This window comes from Bremerella cremea (assembly GCF_003335505.1).
GTDB classification, from domain to species: Bacteria; Planctomycetota; Planctomycetia; order Pirellulales; family Pirellulaceae; genus Bremerella; species Bremerella cremea_A.
Map to the genome: position 1 here is coordinate 68,321 of NZ_QPEX01000044.1, position 16,096 is coordinate 84,416.

Below are 16,096 nucleotides of genomic sequence, written 5' to 3' on the forward strand. Positions count from 1 at the left end.
GTCGACACGGAAGTCGAATGAGAAAACTCCTGATCATTTCGCTGCTCTTGGTAAGCACGCTAGGCGGTATCGGCCTAGCCGTCTTCCTTGAATCGTGCGACCTGTCGCAGTGGCATCTGCCCGCCTTCCTGGCCCAAGCCACCCCCTCGGTCTCGCTGGAAACAACTGCCGAAGCCGAAGTCACCTCTGTGGAGAGCGTACCGCCGACCCCGCCGGTTGCCGTCACACCTGCGACACCGGTTACCATCGCTCCCGTTACCACGATCCCAAGTCCAGAGCCCGTTCCTGCGCCGATTCAAGTTGCCTTGGAACCGGCCGTTACGCAGCAATTTTCGCAAACCCCAAATCCCAACAACCAGCAAGACCGTCAGTGGGAACTGCTCAACAAAGCGTTCGACACCGTCAAGGAAGTCGCCACACATAAAGCCGATAATCCACAACAACCACCGCAGCCAGCGATTCCTGAAGTCGTTCAGCCGGTGCCTCCGCCGCTCGATCCAATTCCTGCCCAGCCAGTTCCCGAACCGATCGAGACGCCACGTTCTTCGCAGCCAAGAATCATTCCCGATGAAGGGGACGACCGGCTCACCATCGTCATTCAAGACAGCGACATTCGCGAAGTCCTGGAGATGCTCAGCGAGCATGGCCAATTGAACATCCTGCCGAGCCAAAACGTGCAAGGCCAGGTTTCCGCTTCACTAACCAAAGTTGACGTTCCGACCGCCTTGGCGGCGATCTTGAAGTCGACCGGTTATGTGATGCTGGAAGAGGATGGTTTTATCTACGTCGGCACTCCAGCAGATATGCAAAGCATGAGTCGCCTGAGCGATCAATTGGGCACGCGAATTTACAAACTGAAATACATCCGGGCGGAAGACGTCCAAAAGCTGATCACTCCGATGTTAAGCGAGACGGTCGGCATGATTAGTATTTCGGCCCCCACCAAAACAGGCATCGCCGCCGATTCGACCAGTTCCGGCTCGGACGATTACGCTGGGCTAGAAACGGTCTTCGTCCGCGACTACGAACAAGTCCTCAAGAAGATCGACCGTGCCATTTTGGAAATCGACTGCCGTCCGCTGCAGGTCGCCATTGAAGCGATGATCATGAGCGTGAAGCTCGACGACTCGCTTGACATGGGCGTTAGTTTCGAGGCGTTACGTGGCAACGATAACATACGCCTGATCTCTGGCTACCCGCTCAACAACCTCGCCTCGCTCAGCTTGACCGAAGGGGGGCTGAAGCTTGGCTACCTCGACGCGAATCTATCTTTGTTTGTGGACGCCCTGGAAACGATCGGCGAAACGAACGTGATTGCCGCGCCGCAGTTGCTGGTATTGAACAAGCAGCGTGCCGAGATCTTAATCGGTCAGCAAAAGGGTTACATCAGCACCACCGTTACCGAAAGCGCCTCCACGCAAACGGTTGAGTTTCTGGATGTTGGTACCCAATTGCGGATTCGCCCTTTCATTACCAACGACGGCATGGTGCGGCTGGAAGTTCATCCGGAAATCTCTACCGGTGAAGTGCGCGTCGAAGAAGGGATGACCATTCCCGATAAGGACGTCACGCAGGTTACCACCAACATCATGTGCCCCGATGGGCGAACCGTGGTACTGGGCGGTCTGATAAAGAGTGGTCAGATCAAAAAGGGTACGCAAATTCCACTGTTGGGCAGCTTGCCAGGTGTCGGCGTTTTGTTCCGACAAAAAAATGAAGACCTGCAACGCGAAGAACTGATCGTGCTGATCACGCCCCGGATTGTCGATCCGAATCATATTCCGCAAGATGGCGAGAACGCACGGGAGCTGTTCGAGATTCAGCATGAATACAGCGCCGACAAGATGAGTCCGCTAAGCAAGCGACACATCGCACGAAACTACTACCGCCTGGCGACTTCGGCCTGGGCGACCGGCGATGCCTTGTCCGCGCTGCGTTACGTCAATCTTTCGATCCACTACGACGCGTTGAACTTGGAAGCGGTTAATCTGCGTGAAACGATCGTCGGCGAGACGGGCCTAGGAGATCGAACGGTGCATTCGCACTTGAAAGAAGGCCTTTACCCGTGGCAACATCCGCACGGTGTTGCGGTTTCTCCTTGGCATTTGAACCAAGGGGGCACACTGCCAGCGGTCGAGCAGGTCGTGACTCCTCCGCCCAAGCATGTGGTCAATCCGCGAATCAAAAACCATTAGTCCCCCCCGTCGAAATCAATTGCATGCGTACATTGCTTTTCCTGGTTCTGATTTGCCCTTTGCTTGGCTGCGCGATTTCTCCGGCTTGGAAGGAAGCGATCCTCGATCCCGGCAAGCAGCAGCGGGAACGGAAGGAAGAGATCAAGCGACTGGTCGAACATCGCCATCAGCAAGCTCACCTTCAAGCGGCTGCGGCCATGCTCGATGAAGGGCGGTACGATGATTGTCTGCGCGTGCTAGATAGCCTCGCCAAGTCGAATCCAGATGCTCAAGAGGTGCAATTGCTAAGGGCCGAAGTTCGCATGTCGCAAAGCCAATACCCGGCGGCAGCTGCCATCTACGAAGAATTACTCCAGAAGAATCCCAGCGATGCCAACCTGCATCACTTGCATGCGATGGCGTTGGAGTTCTCTGGCGACACGACCTCTGCTCTCGTAGCATTCCAACGCGCGGCAGAGCTTTCGCCTGATAGCAACGTTATTCAAATGAGCCAGCTTCCTCAACCAACCGCAGGAATGCTGCGATAGTTGTGTCGCTCGTGCTCCCAGTTGTGCGACTCTCAGAGAGGCCACAAACCTCAAGCCAGCAGTGCAAGCAAGGCTTTTGCTTGCCGTCTCTGCTATCTTGCAGGCACCGACATCAACAAGGCATCTGTGCCAATCTTGGCAATATGCAACACCTACGTACCCTCTGTCATCCCGATCATTTAGTATCTCCTCCGCTGTAGCAAACACTCGATGAACCTGAGAACGAAACTAGCATTTCTTCGTGGATGCAACTCAGGTCCTTTGATCGACAGGATGGGCTACTTTGGCTGGGGCGAAACGATCTTGGCAGTGGGCCTCTTTGGTTTTGGCGTTTGCAATCGCAACGACCGCGACAGCCCAGTCAACAGACCCAACCGCACCAGGTGTTGTCTCTGGCGCGGCGCCGATTACCATCGGTCTTTCGGAAGGGATGTGGGGAAATTACCTGCCACGCGTTTCGTTTCAACATCGCACTGAAGGCGCTGGGTACGCTTACTCCTATTCCGATGTGCGGGCCTGGGTGCCAATATACGAATCGGAAGACTCGCAAAGCCTAACCTTCGTCGACACTGCAGTGCTCCTGGCCAACGATTCGAAGGTTGGCATGAATGCGGTGATCGGGCAGCGATTCTATTTTGAAGAGCTCGACCGCACATTTGGCGGCTACGTTGGCTACGACAACCGAGACACCGGCTACCAAACGGTGAGCCAAGTCGCAACCGGGTTCGAATCGCTCGGACGGATCGACTTTCGGGCCAATGCCTACTTGCCAACCGATAGCGAGTCGCAGCAGATCGGCGCCACCAGTTTCTTCAACCCTAGCTACGTCGGCAATAACATTCAACTAAGCGAAACGTTCTTCGCAGAAACGGCCATGCGTGGTTTCGATGCCGAGTTCGGCGGCGCGGTGCCTAAGTTCGGTGACTACCTACGGGCCTATGTCGGAACGTACAACTATCAAGCCGGCAGTCAGCCACAGGCATGGGGCTTTAAAACTCGTTTCGAAAGCCATGTCAGCGACCAAATGCGGCTGTATTTAACGGTCACCAACGATCAGGTTTTCGATACGAATGTGGTATTTGGTATCTCGTTGTTCTGGCCAGGAACCCGTGCCCGTCGCTCGCCACGTTACGATGACATGCTGACACGCATGGACGAACCCCTCATCCGCAAAGAAGCTGTCACGGTCAATCGCTTCGAGAAAATCCAATCGGTCTTCGCTACCAACACCATCACCAACATGGCCCAACGTGTGGTGCATGTCGATCCGAATGCCACCTCCAACGGGGATGGAAGTGTCGAGAACCCCTATAACAGCTTGGCGTTTGTCCAAGGTGGGTCGCAAGCGAATGACTTTGTTTTTGTACATCCCAACAGCAACGGCTCTTCAACCAACCTCGACTCTGGCATCGCCTTGCAGGATCGCCAACGTTTGTTGGCCTCGACAACGCAGCACAAATTCACCGCCACCCAGGGCACGTTTGACTTGCCAGGTTACGAGTCGGGCAACAAACCGGTGCTAGATTCTACCGGAGTCACCGTGCAACTGGCCAATGGCAACGAGGTTTCCGGATTCAAATTCGATGACCCCGGCAATACCGCAATCAACGGCGGCACGGTCAACGGCTTTGATATCAACAACAACGCGTTCGAGCACTTGGGGAGCCTGAGCACCCGCAGCATTTACGTGACCGACCTCAGAGGCGAAGGGGTTATCCGCAACAACGATGTTACCGCTTCGGCTGCAAACAGCAGTGGCGATGCCATTTCCGTGGCTTCCTCTGGCACCGCCAAAATAACGATTGCCGACAATGCGATCAGTCGAAACTTGAGCATCGGCGGTGACGACGCCATTCAGGTTGCGGCACTTTCTGGGGCCGACTTGGAAGTTAATATCACCAACAATCGAATTAACAATTTTATGTCAGCGGGCGGTTATGGAATTAACTTAACCTCTGCGGGCAACGACTTGTCAGGCACGGTCTCGAACAACCGAATCTTTAATGGTTTGACAACCTCGGCCACCGACTATGCTATCTCCTCGGCAATTACCAATGGAACCTCGGACCTGACCATCTCCAATAACACAATCGGCACCGTTGCTTCGGCGCAATTGCTTGATGCTGGGATCCGACTCTACTACAACGGGGCCTCTGACACTTTGGCCACGATCACCTACAACTCGATCGACAACTTTGGAGTCGCCGGAGCTTTCAATGAAGGCATTGCGGTAGAAATTTCCAATGGCGGAACCCACGACTTCGTTATTACCAACAATTCAATCAAAGATTCGTTTACCAACGTCGCCAGCAATGGGCTGTCTCTCTCTTCTACTGGCACCGGCTCTGTTGTTAATGCCAACATCCAAGATAACACGATCGACACTTCTTTTTCGGGTAGCGGTATCGCTGTAACGAACTCCTTTAATTCGACAATCAACTTGCGGATGCGTAATAACCTGGTAGCGGATGATGTCGTATTCAATTCGGCCTTTAGTACGGCACTGAATTTTGAAGTGTTCAACGGGCAAATGGTTCCTGCCACGTTAATTTCGGCCGACATCACCGGACAAAACACGATCACTGGATCGGCGGGAATCTTCAACAGTTTTGGCAGCGTCTCTACTCGCGTAGCTCCTAACAGCTTGCCGATTCCCGAGTAGACAGAACGCCGCAGTCCGAACTTCTTAGTCTGCTGAATATCAACTCTGGTCGCCAAAGCTATTGAGATATACAAAAGGCAGTTAAAGCCTCTTAATTTCATTGGGTCACGATCAGACTAGCCAATTTGGGAAACCAAAATCCCCGAGTTGGCCCAAGCGCGGAAATGGAGTCAAACGACAGCAATTGACTTCTCTTTTCCTTGCCAGGCGGTGTCTCTTGCCAAACCTCTCGTAAAGCATCCTCTCGCCCCACTGCAGAGGGCGTTCGCCACAACCCCGCCTACAAAAAACTGGCGGAAATTCGATTCATTTGCGGCTTTTCACCCATGCTAGGTATTTGCAGCGTCCTACTGTTTCCTAAATAGATCACTTAGCTGATTTGAGCGTTGAGTGACTACAACCCTATCTCCGCCTTGAAGGTTGATCCCGTGCAAGCAGTTAAAACCGCACCACAGCAAAGTTCCTGGCCAGGATTTTGGTCTCGTAAGACGATCGATCGCACCCTGCAACTTCAGCAGGAGCTTGAAGAGGCATTGGGCAAGATCGCGGCGATTGATCGCTCGAATGCCGTAATCGAATTCTCGATGGAGGGGACGATTCTGGAGGTGAACGACAACTTTCTGAAAACGCTTGGCTATACTCGCGACGAGATCATAGGCAAGCATCACAGCATGTTTGTCGATCCGAAGTTCGTTCAATCGGTGGAATACAAGAATTTTTGGCAGGGGCTCAACAACGGCCAGTTCTATTGCGAACGCTTCAAGCGAATTGGCAAAGGAGGACGCGAGGTTGTCATCCAAGCGACCTATAACCCTGTGCTTGGATCAGATGGCAAACCTTACAAGGTAGTCAAATTTGCTACCGATGTGACGGAAGACGTCCGCGTGCAGGAAGAAGCAACGCGGTTAATGAACATGGTGGAGAGCCTGCCCACAAACTTGATCTTAGCCGACAACGACCTCATCATTCGTTACATGAATCCGGCTTCGCTAAATTCGCTCAAAGAAATAGCCCACCTCTTGCCGGTTGCCATTGACGAAGTGGTGGGAAGCTCGATCGACCTATTTCACAAGAATCCGGAACATCAACGAAAGGTGCTTGCCAACAAGGCCAACTTTCCTATTAAGTCTTCGATTAAATTGGGGAATGAAATTCTTTCGCTTGAAGTTCGCCCGATTCACGATCGATCTGGTGTCGAGATCGGTTTGATGACCACGTGGCTGGTTATTACCGAGCAAATGAAAATTCGCGAGCAAGTCGGCACGTTGGGGCAAGTCGGCAAGACCGTGGCAGACAACGTGCAGGACATGGGGGGCGCGATCACCGAGATATCAGAGAACATCGGTCGCACGGCCAACCTGGCTTTGACCGCCGAACAGCAGTCAAAAACGGCCCGCCAAACGATCGCGACTTTGGGAGATTCGAGTGTCGAAATCGAAGAGGTGGTCACGTTGATTTGCGACCTGGCCGACCAAACCAATTTGCTGGCCTTGAATGCCACCATTGAAGCAGCTCGAGCAGGTGAAGCAGGGCGTGGGTTTGCCGTGGTGGCCTCCGAAGTGAAAAGCCTGGCCAACAGTACTCAAGCAGCCACCCAAACGATTGCCGAACGTGTGCAACGCATCCGCACTAGCATCGAAGGCGCGATCAATTCGACCAACGAGATCGCCAAGAGCGTGGTGGAAGTCAGTAGCAACACCACGGCAGTTGCAGCGGCGATCGAACAGCAATCTGCGATCATCAGTACCATGGGTAACACCGCGGAAGAACTACTTGAGTTGAGCACGGAACTCCAAAAGCTGTAGTTCCGATCACAAAAAGAACCCTGCCCGATTCGATATCGGGTTAGAATAGGTGAGCCGAGATCCCCAACCTCGCTCACCTATTTTTATTCTCATGCACATTCTGGCCCTAGAACCTTATTACGGCGGCAGCCATCGTGCGTTCCTCGATGGATGGAGCAGTGCGAGTCGTCATACCTGGACGAAGCTCACCCTGCCAGCGCACCACTGGAAATGGCGGATGCGGCATGCTCCGCTGACCTTCGCTCAGCAGTTGGAAACGCAGACGGACGCTCGCTTCGATTTGATCTTCTGCAGCGACATGCTCAATCTGGCCACGTTTCGCGGACTGGCTTCTGGGCACGTCGCACGCTTGCCAGCGGTGGTTTACTTTCACGAAAACCAATTGACCTATCCCGACGCGTTCCAAACCGAGCGGGACTTTCATTATGCCTACGATAACTTCCAAACGATGCTCGCTGCCGATGCGATTTGGTTCAACTCAGCCTATCACCGTGACGAGTTCTTCTCGCAGTGCCGTGCCTTCTTGCGAAAACTGCCAGACTATTCGCAGGAAGCCCAACTCGACCAAGTAGAGAGCCGCGTGCGAGTTGCCGTGCCAGGCTTGCCTGAGATCGTCTCGCCAACGCGACCGGTTCGCTTCCAGCAGCCTCATATAGTGTGGGCAGCCCGGTGGGAACACGACAAGAATCCAGACGACTTCTTCGCTGCGCTGCGTCAACTGAAGAGAGCAGGGGAGTCGTTTCGCTTGAGCGTGGTCGGGGAATCCTTCCGCGACGTTCCTCCTATCTTCTCACAAGCCCGACAAGAATTCGCCACCGAGATCCACCAGTGGGGCTACCTTCCTAGCCATGCCGACTACGTGGCCTTACTGCAATCCGCCGACCTATTTGTCTCGACCGCCGTCCACGAGTTCTTCGGCATCTCAGCCGCCGAAGCCATTCTCGCTGGCTGCCTACCGGTGCTCCCTCAGCGATTGGCTTATCCAGAACTGGTCGACGGACGTTCGCACTTGCTGTACGACGGCTCGGTCGATTCACTCGCCCAGCACCTTCGGCGTTTGCTCCACGAAAAAGAATTTCGCAGCACCGCCATCAAGCAGCATACGGTCAGCCAAACCAAGCTGGCCCAACTTCGCTGGCAGTTGCTGGCCCTAAAATACGACGACCTTCTCTCGGCAACCTCCCAGCCTGCAAGCGAGATCCCCCGTGCCTAAATGAACACCAACTGCTGTCTTCTGTTTGCCGCGTAAAAACACACCGGTTATCATGCGAAGTACTTCCCTCAATCTTTCTCGCCTAAGCTTTGAGACCATCCAACATGCCGAAGCCACTGCTCTTTCTCGCCTCCCTGACAGCGTTGCTCATCGCTCCCCTCGCACTATCAGCCTCCGAACCTCCACCAAATATCGTCCTCATCTTCATCGATGACATGGGCTACGCCGATATCGGGCCGTTTGGGGCGAAAGCGTATAAGACGCCCAATCTCGACAAGCTGGCGGCCGAGGGGCGGACGTTTACGGATTTTTATGTTCCCCAGGCAGTCTGTTCGGCCTCTCGGGCCGGGCTTTTGACTGGCTGCTATAACGTGCGTGTTGGCATTCAAGGTGCGTTGGGGCCGAACTCAAAAATTGGGATCAATCCTGACGAGATGACTATGGCCGAGCTTTGCAAGCAGAAAGGGTACGCCACGGCGTGCTATGGCAAGTGGCATCTAGGAGATCGCCAACCGTTTCTGCCGCTGCAAAACGGGTTCGACGATTACTTTGGGCTCCCCTATTCGAACGACATGTGGCCCTACCACCCTGGCGTGCGGCATCTTTCCATGGAAGAACGCGTCAAGCGTTGGCCTCACTTGCCGCTGTACGATAAGAACGAAGTGGTCAACGCCCAGGTCGACGACAAAGCTCAGGAACAACTCACCACGCAGTACACCGAAAAGGCAGTCGCGTTTATCGAGAAGAACAAGGATCAACCGTTCTTCTTGTATGTGCCCCACAGCATGGTGCATGTGCCGCTCTACGTTTCCGACAAGTTCAAAGGGAAGTCCGGGGCTGGCCTGTTTGGCGACGTGGTCATGGAAGTCGATTGGTCGGTCGGTCAAATCGTCGACGCATTGCACCGCAACAACCTAGACGACAACACCCTGGTCATCTTCACTTCCGACAATGGTCCGTGGCTTTCGTACGGCGATCACGCCGGCAGCGCAGGCCCATTTCGCGAGGGGAAGGGGACCATGTGGGAAGGAGGCTGCCGCGAACCAACCATCATGAAATGGCCTGGCAAAATCCCCGCTGGAACCGTGTGCCATACGCCTGCGATGACGATCGACATCTTCCCTACCATTGCCAAGCTGATCGGCGCCAAGCTGCCAGAGCACCCGATCGATGGCAAAGATATCTGGCCATTGATAACCGGCCAGCCCGGCGCCAAGTCGCCCCACGAAGCGTATTACTTCTATTACGGCAGCGGTTTGAAAGCAGTGCGTAGCGGCAAGTGGAAGCTGGTCTTCCCGCACGAATACCGCACCTTGAACGGCCGCCCCGGCGGAACCGGCGGCATCCCAACCAACTACGAGCAAGCCACCACCCCGCTGGCCTTGTATGATCTGGAGGCCGACCCTGGCGAAACCAAAAACCTAGGTAAAGACCACCCCGACGTCGTCCAGCGTCTTGAAAATCTAGCCGATGGAATCCGCGCTAAGCTGGGGGACTCGCACCGGAAGATCCAAGGCAAAGAGAACCGGCCGCCTGGGCGGGTTTAAAGCCTGTCATGAAACCAACGCACGCACGTCCCTTTCGCTTTACCATTCGCCGTTTAATGCTAGTCACTTTGCTATCCGGGCTGGCACTGGGATCGTGCGTTTATCTGCTCAGTGGGCTACGTAAGGAAAAGCGGGAAGGACCTTTCGAGAATTTCGACGCGTGGCCACTGGCGCTCAAGCGGTTGGTTGGCGAGGACACGAATCTTAGGCAGGATGTCGAGCCCTACGAACTGGATGCGTGGGTCGATCACCGATCGATTTGGCGATTGCCAGCCGACTCGCCACTCTACGACCGGTTGCTTAGACAAAACCCGTTTGAGCCTGCCGACAGAAAGCACCCGATGGCAGCTCGGTTGATGGAATCGGTACCAGCCACTTGGGGACAACCTCAGTGGTCGCAGTGCATCTGGCACGCTACGCCTGGCTATGGCACGACCTTCATGGACGGAACCGACTTGTACCTGGTCGCCGAACACCCAGCCACCGGGGAAGTCATCGTGCTGCACGAATGGATTTTCTGAGCGGGTCGTACTCGCACCGATTTTGGTGGCATACCAATTCGATTGCCACTAGAATCACCCGCATGGCAGAACGCTTCTCGTGGGGGTACCCATTCCATGCGGATACAAACAACGCTTCTTCTCGTCCTCACTTTCGCTCATCTGGCCCATGCCGACGAGGATGACCAAGGTTGGAAAATCATCGGTTCAGTCGTCGATCCGCAAGGCAATCAAGTCACTGACTACGAAGCGGCCGTTTCCTGGTCCGCCAACGGTAGTCGCTGGGATGAAGCGGGCGAGTTGATCGAAGTGAACGGCTTGGCCGATGCCCACAAGATTTGGAAAGAAGAAGGGGTGCTCGTCCCCAATCCGAAGCGTCAGGGTAAGATTCTACCGGACGGCAAGTTTGAACTTTCGATGTCTCCGCATCCTTTCGCGTCCGTTCTTGTTCTCGATAAGAAGCGGCAACTTGGCGGGCTCAAACTGATTGAAACCCGTTCGAAGGTTGGGAATTCGATGACAGAAAAAGTTGAGATCCCGCTTCAGAAATTGGTCCGGGTAACAGCTAAGATCTACTGCGCCGAAGCAGGCCGAACACCAGATTGGTCGCATGTGCGTGTCTATCCCGTCGATGAATGGACCGAGTTTCCTGCGTTCACCGGTTGCGGTTCGCTCAAAGGGGAGATCTCGTTTTTACTTCCTCCGGGAACCTACGATTTCGAAACCCATAGCGAATCCCCCGATGCCAAATTGCTGCTTCCCAAGGCGGACAAGCAGCTTAAACCTTCATCTGCCAAGCCTCCGGCTGGTCGCCGCGCGTTCACGTACCGCGTCTTGCCTCCGCGCGGTTTGCGGGTAACCATCCCCAGCGATGTCACCCACGTTGACCTGGGCGTGTTGAATGTTTCGCTTCCCAAAGACAAAGAAGGCAACCTCGCGGATTACTCGCAGTTTTACGGCAAGCAGCCACCACCTCTCTCGATCACAGCCGCCCGTGGAGTGCCAGGTGATGTGAAACTGGAAGACTTTCGCGGTAAATGGGTCTTACTCGAGTTCTGGGCGCCTTGGTGCGGTGTATGTGTAGAGCATAGCTTGCCGCAGCTAACTAAATTCTACGAGCAGCACGCCGCCGATCGCGATCGATTCGAGATCCTGGCGATCTGCAACACCGAGCACGAAGAGACCCGCACGATCGAGGCGTACGACCAGGAAACTGAAAAGTTTGTCGAGAAACTCTGGCAAGGCAAACGCTTACCGTTCCCGGTGCTCGTTGACGGTGAAGGGAAGACGTCCGGCGTCTACGGCATCCAAGGCTGGCCTACCCAACTTCTGATTGATCCCGCAGGAAATCTTGTTCAAGGGGGCGATCTAACGATGCTGGAGGAGAAGCTAAAAGCAGGAAAGTAACCTGGTTTCTCGAAGCATTTGCTTGTTGGTCACGGCGTAACACCACTGTCAATTCTTTCCTGCGCAAATCTCTGAAAAAGCGGGCCGCTCCTCTGCTTGACGCCTGCTTGCCGGTTTGTCCCAATGGGGTTCTACCGTTCCTACTGGGAACGATCCGATGAACGATTCAGAGGAAGCCAACCGATGACAAGCCGGCCTGCGATTGCCGTTAGCGAAACCGACAACGCCACTTCCACTGGCGAAGTTGCCGATAAGCCTGCCAAGCCGGTGCGGTTTCGATCGCTTGACGTGTTTCGCGGGGCGTCCGTGGCGCTGATGATTTTGGTGAACAATCCTGGCTCGTGGTCGGCCATGTACCCGCCGCTGCAGCATGCCGCGTGGCATGGTTGCACGCCGACCGACTTGGTCTTTCCATTCTTTCTCTTCGCCGTGGGGAATGCCCTGGCTTTTGTGCTCGCGAAGCTGCAGGATGCACCTGCCTATCAAGTGATTTGGCGGATTTTGCAACGGACGGTCTTGATCTTCGCGATCGGTTTTCTGCTGGGCTACTTTCCGTTTGTCTATTGGGATTCCGCTGGCGAGTTGGCTTGGAAGGCGTTTGAAGATCGTCGCATCATGGGTGTGTTGCAGCGAATCGCTCTCGCCTACGGCGGGGCGGCGCTGCTGATTTGGCTGCTGGCTCGGGGGGGGCAGACGAAGTGGGTTCTCAGCGCGACGACCCTGATTTTGGTGGGCTATTGGATCGCGTGCTGGTGGTTGGGTGATCCGGCCGATCCCTATAGTCTGGAAGGTTACATCGGTACGAAGATCGACCGAGACCTATTCGGCGACAAGCATCTTTACCATGGCGAAGGCGTTCCGTTCGATCCGGAAGGGCTGTTCGGGACCATTCCCTCGATCGCTCAGGTGATGATTGGCTGGTGGGTTGGACGCACAATGATTCGCAGCGAAAAGAACCTAGCCCTGATTGGTCAGCTGGCAATTGTCGGTGTTCACCTGTTAGCGATCGCCTACTTCTGGCAGTTTTTGTTCCCGCTGAACAAAAAAATCTGGACGTCGACTTTTGTGCTGCACACGTGCGGGCTGGCGACGCTGGTGTTGGCAGCGATTGTATTTTGGTTGGATGTGCCAGCGAAGCAGGGGGGCAGCTTCCCGAGATTGGCCAGCGCAACCCGCTGGCTGTTAGGTGGCGTGTTTCGATTCTTTGAAGTCTTTGGCAAGAACCCGTTGTTTATCTTTGTCTTCAGTTCTTTGGTCGTGAAAACACTGGCCATGTTCCGCTGGCACCCTGCAGGTAGCGAGCGTTGGACGAGCCCGCTGCCGTGGCTGTATCAAAACGTCTTCACGTGGGAAGGAGTCGACCCGCGGTTAGGATCGTTTCTCTACAGCGTTTGCTTACTGATCGTCTACTGGCTGATCGTAGCGTTGATGGACTGGCGGAAGATTTATGTGAAGGTATAGCCAACAAGCGGAAATAGATTTTCCACCTGGCTGAGGGTAGCGAAACTCTTTCTAAACAGCTTGCCAAGTAATCTCAGGGGTTCCTTCTGTCCCCAAAATTACTTTACTACCTGCACGGTCCGCCAGTAGACTTACAACACCCCCACAATAACCAAATCCCTTCAAGGTGTTTGGCGTCAGGGTTATCGTAACGCGCTCCCCGAACCTATCTTGAACCAAGGTCGCCCATGGCCACTTTGCCAGAAGACACTGATCTGAAAGTCACCATGAATCCGATCATTCCTTGGTTGGTGATTCTGTCAGGGGCGAGTTGGTTTGTTTTAGGAATTTTGATTACTACTCCACTATCCGCCCTACAAGCCGTTTTCGGTGGTTTGTTTTTGGCGGGAAGTGGCGTGATTGTGTTTGCCGGCGGCTGGTTCTGGTGGAAACATCTGCCGGTGGTCTTACGCATGACCTCGGCGGGCCTTGAGGTACCTCGATTGAAATCAACGTACCAGTGGGAAGACATTGAAGAGGTCGCTGTCCAGCGGATTTTTGTCCCTAAGGAACTGAAATGCCTATGCGTGCGGATAAAACTTGAATCGCGAGACAAGTATGGTTTGCCAGATCCGCAACAATCGAAGGATGTCTTTCAGAAGATGCTCTCCAATTTTGCTGACACTTACGACTTTCGTCTGAGCCAACAAGAACTTCTGATAGACGTTGAGTGTCTGAAGACAGAAATCGAACGACGAATCGCCCTGGCGTCGTCGCGTCCTCCGAAAGCATGGCTGAATTAGCAGGCTCATACATTTCAGCCAATCAACCAGACGAGCCGTGTACAAACAACAACACCCACGAAATCGTGGGTGTTGTTGCACGCTATGCTGTTTGCCTTAGAAGGAAAGTTACTTCCGGCTTTGGCGACGTCGGTCGGTTTCCTTTAGCAGGATCTTCCGCAGACGAATGTTATTTGGCGTGACTTCCACAAGCTCGTCGTCTTCGATGTATTCCAAAGCGACTTCCAAGCTCATGTCCCTCGGTGGACGCAGGACGATGTTTTCGTCGGAACCGGAGGCCCGCATGTTGGTCAGCTTCTTTTCCTTGGTGGGGTTCACCGTCAGGTCATCGCTTCGCGAATTCTCGCCGACGATCATCCCTTCGTACACTTCGTCGCCGTGGCGGACGAACATGTCCGAGCGTTCCTGCAGGGCGAACAGGGCAAAGCCAACCGCCTTGCCGCTGACCATGGAAATCATCGCTCCATTTGCTCGGCGCGGAACATCACCCGAGACAGGACGGTATTCCTCGAAACGATGGTTGACGATTGCTTCGCCCTGGGTCGAGTTGAGCAACTTGGTTCGCAGCCCGATCAGGCCGCGCGAAGGAATCGTGAAGATGACCTGGGTGTAATCGCCGCGTGGCTGCATTTCGACCAATTCGCCACGACGCTCGCCAACCAGTTCCATCACCGGGCCCATCTTTTCGGACGGGACTTCGATCACCAATTGTTCGTACGGCTCTTCCTTCACGCCGTTGTTGGTACGCATGATCACTTGTGGCTTGCCGACCGCCAGTTCGTAACCTTCGCGGCGCATCGTCTCGATCAAAACGGCCAAATGCAACACACCTCGACCGCTAACGAGGAAGCTATCAGCCGTTTCGCCGGGACGAACTCGCAGGGCGACGTTTCGTTCCAGTTCTTTGAAAAGTCGATCACGCAGATTACGCGATGTCACGTACTTACCATCTTTGCCCAGCAGTGGCGACGTGTTGATGGTGAACATCATTTCCAGCGTCGGGGCGTCGACCGCCACGCGTGGCAGCGGGTTCGGCTTATCGGGCGAGCAGATGGTATCGCCAATATCAATGTCTTCCAGACCGGTTACGGCAATGATATCGCCGGCGGTTCCTTCTTCGACTTCAACACGGCCAAGGTTCTCGAAGGCGTGCAAGGCGACGATGCGGCCACGCTGCATTTCGCCGTCTGCTTTCGAGACGAGAACGCTTTGTCCTTTTTTGATTTTGCCAGACTTGATGCGGCCAATGGCGATACGCCCGGTGTACTCAGACCAGTCGAGCGTGGTGACACGCATCTGTAGCGGGTCATCGGGGTTCACATCGGGACCAGGGATGTGCTTGAGTACCAGGTCCAGCAGCGGACGCATGTCCCCTTCGCGAACATCGGGATCGTCCGAAGCGAAGCCTGCCTTGGCGCTGGCAAACAGGTAAGGGAAGTCAGCAATGTCGTCGTGAGCCCCTAGCGACAGGAACAGATCGAGCACTTCGTCGATCACTTCGTGCGGGCGGGCATCTTGTTTATCAATCTTGTTGACCAGCACGATCGGCTTCAGCCCAACTTCCAGGGCCTTAGAAAGGACGAACCGCGTTTGTGGCATCGGCCCTTCCGCCGCATCAACCAGCACGACAGCCCCATCCGCCATGCTGAGCACCCGCTCGACTTCGCCGCCAAAGTCGGCGTGTCCTGGCGTATCGACGATGTTGATCTTCACACCGTTGTAGGGGAGGGCGATGTTTTTCGCCAGAATAGTAATGCCGCGCTCTTTTTCCAGGTCGTTTGAATCAAGGATTCGTTCGCTGGTGAGCTGGCTGGCCCGAAACTGGCCGCTTTGATGCAGCAAGCAGTCTACCAGGGTCGTTTTGCCGTGGTCGACGTGGGCAATGATCACAATATTTCGAAGGTCGTCGCGTCGCATACTATATTAGCGTGGTAAATAGAAGGCCGTTACTTCTCGTTCCCCAGCCCCGAATCCTAGCAGATTCACACGTTTTTGGG

General features: G+C 54.6%; 11 protein-coding genes. 10 read left to right on the top strand and 1 reads right to left on the bottom strand.

Going from position 1 to position 16,096, the window contains the following annotated elements:
- Nucleotides 1–17 precede the first annotated feature (17 nt).
- The 10 genes from DTL42_RS19925 to DTL42_RS19970 all read left to right on the top strand — a co-directional run bounded on the left by DTL42_RS19925 (nt 18) and on the right by DTL42_RS19970 (nt 14,099).
- Nucleotides 18–2,195 carry a type II secretion system protein GspD gene (locus tag DTL42_RS19925; RefSeq protein WP_114371314.1) on the top strand — a complete coding sequence of 726 codons (2,178 nt, stop codon included), beginning with the start codon at nt 18–20 and terminating at the stop codon, nt 2,193–2,195.
- Nucleotides 2,196–2,218: 23 nt separating this feature from the next.
- The gene (locus DTL42_RS19930; RefSeq protein ID WP_114371316.1) at nt 2,219–2,722 is read left to right on the top strand and encodes a tetratricopeptide repeat protein; all 504 of its coding nucleotides are present in this window, start codon (nt 2,219–2,221) and stop codon (nt 2,720–2,722) included.
- A 319-nt stretch (nt 2,723–3,041) separates the two neighbouring features.
- Complete coding sequence (locus tag DTL42_RS19935) at nt 3,042–5,384, top strand: hypothetical protein (RefSeq protein ID WP_158545483.1); 2,343 nt, start codon at nt 3,042–3,044, stop codon at nt 5,382–5,384.
- A 428-nt stretch (nt 5,385–5,812) separates the two neighbouring features.
- Entirely contained in the window at nt 5,813–7,189 is a 1,377-nt protein-coding gene (locus DTL42_RS19940; protein ID WP_114371320.1) for a methyl-accepting chemotaxis protein, read from the top strand.
- A gap of 49 nt (nt 7,190–7,238) precedes the next feature.
- Nucleotides 7,239–8,402: a tRNA-queuosine alpha-mannosyltransferase domain-containing protein gene (locus DTL42_RS19945; RefSeq protein ID WP_147274373.1), complete on the top strand. Its 1,164-nt coding sequence runs from the start codon at nt 7,239–7,241 to the stop codon at nt 8,400–8,402.
- A 104-nt stretch (nt 8,403–8,506) separates the two neighbouring features.
- Nucleotides 8,507–9,949 carry a sulfatase family protein gene (locus DTL42_RS19950; protein ID WP_114371324.1) on the top strand — a complete coding sequence of 481 codons (1,443 nt, stop codon included), beginning with the start codon at nt 8,507–8,509 and terminating at the stop codon, nt 9,947–9,949.
- Between the two features lie 8 nt (nt 9,950–9,957).
- A complete protein-coding gene (locus DTL42_RS19955; protein WP_114371326.1) occupies nt 9,958–10,470 on the top strand; it encodes a hypothetical protein in 513 nt (170 codons plus the stop codon).
- Between the two features lie 96 nt (nt 10,471–10,566).
- A complete protein-coding gene (locus tag DTL42_RS19960) occupies nt 10,567–11,856 on the top strand; it encodes a TlpA family protein disulfide reductase (RefSeq protein ID WP_114371328.1) in 1,290 nt (429 codons plus the stop codon).
- Nucleotides 11,857–12,039: 183 nt separating this feature from the next.
- Entirely contained in the window at nt 12,040–13,317 is a 1,278-nt protein-coding gene (locus DTL42_RS19965; RefSeq protein WP_114371330.1) for an acyltransferase family protein, read from the top strand.
- 227 nt (nt 13,318–13,544) lie between these two features.
- Nucleotides 13,545–14,099, top strand: coding sequence for a hypothetical protein (locus DTL42_RS19970; protein WP_114371332.1), 555 nt, complete (start codon nt 13,545–13,547; stop codon nt 14,097–14,099).
- Nucleotides 14,100–14,207: 108 nt separating this feature from the next.
- Here DTL42_RS19970 and typA read toward each other — a convergent pair whose 3' ends face one another.
- Nucleotides 14,208–16,016 carry a translational GTPase TypA gene (typA, locus tag DTL42_RS19975; RefSeq protein ID WP_114371334.1) on the bottom strand — a complete coding sequence of 603 codons (1,809 nt, stop codon included), beginning with the start codon at nt 16,014–16,016 and terminating at the stop codon, nt 14,208–14,210.
- Nucleotides 16,017–16,096 lie beyond the last annotated feature (80 nt).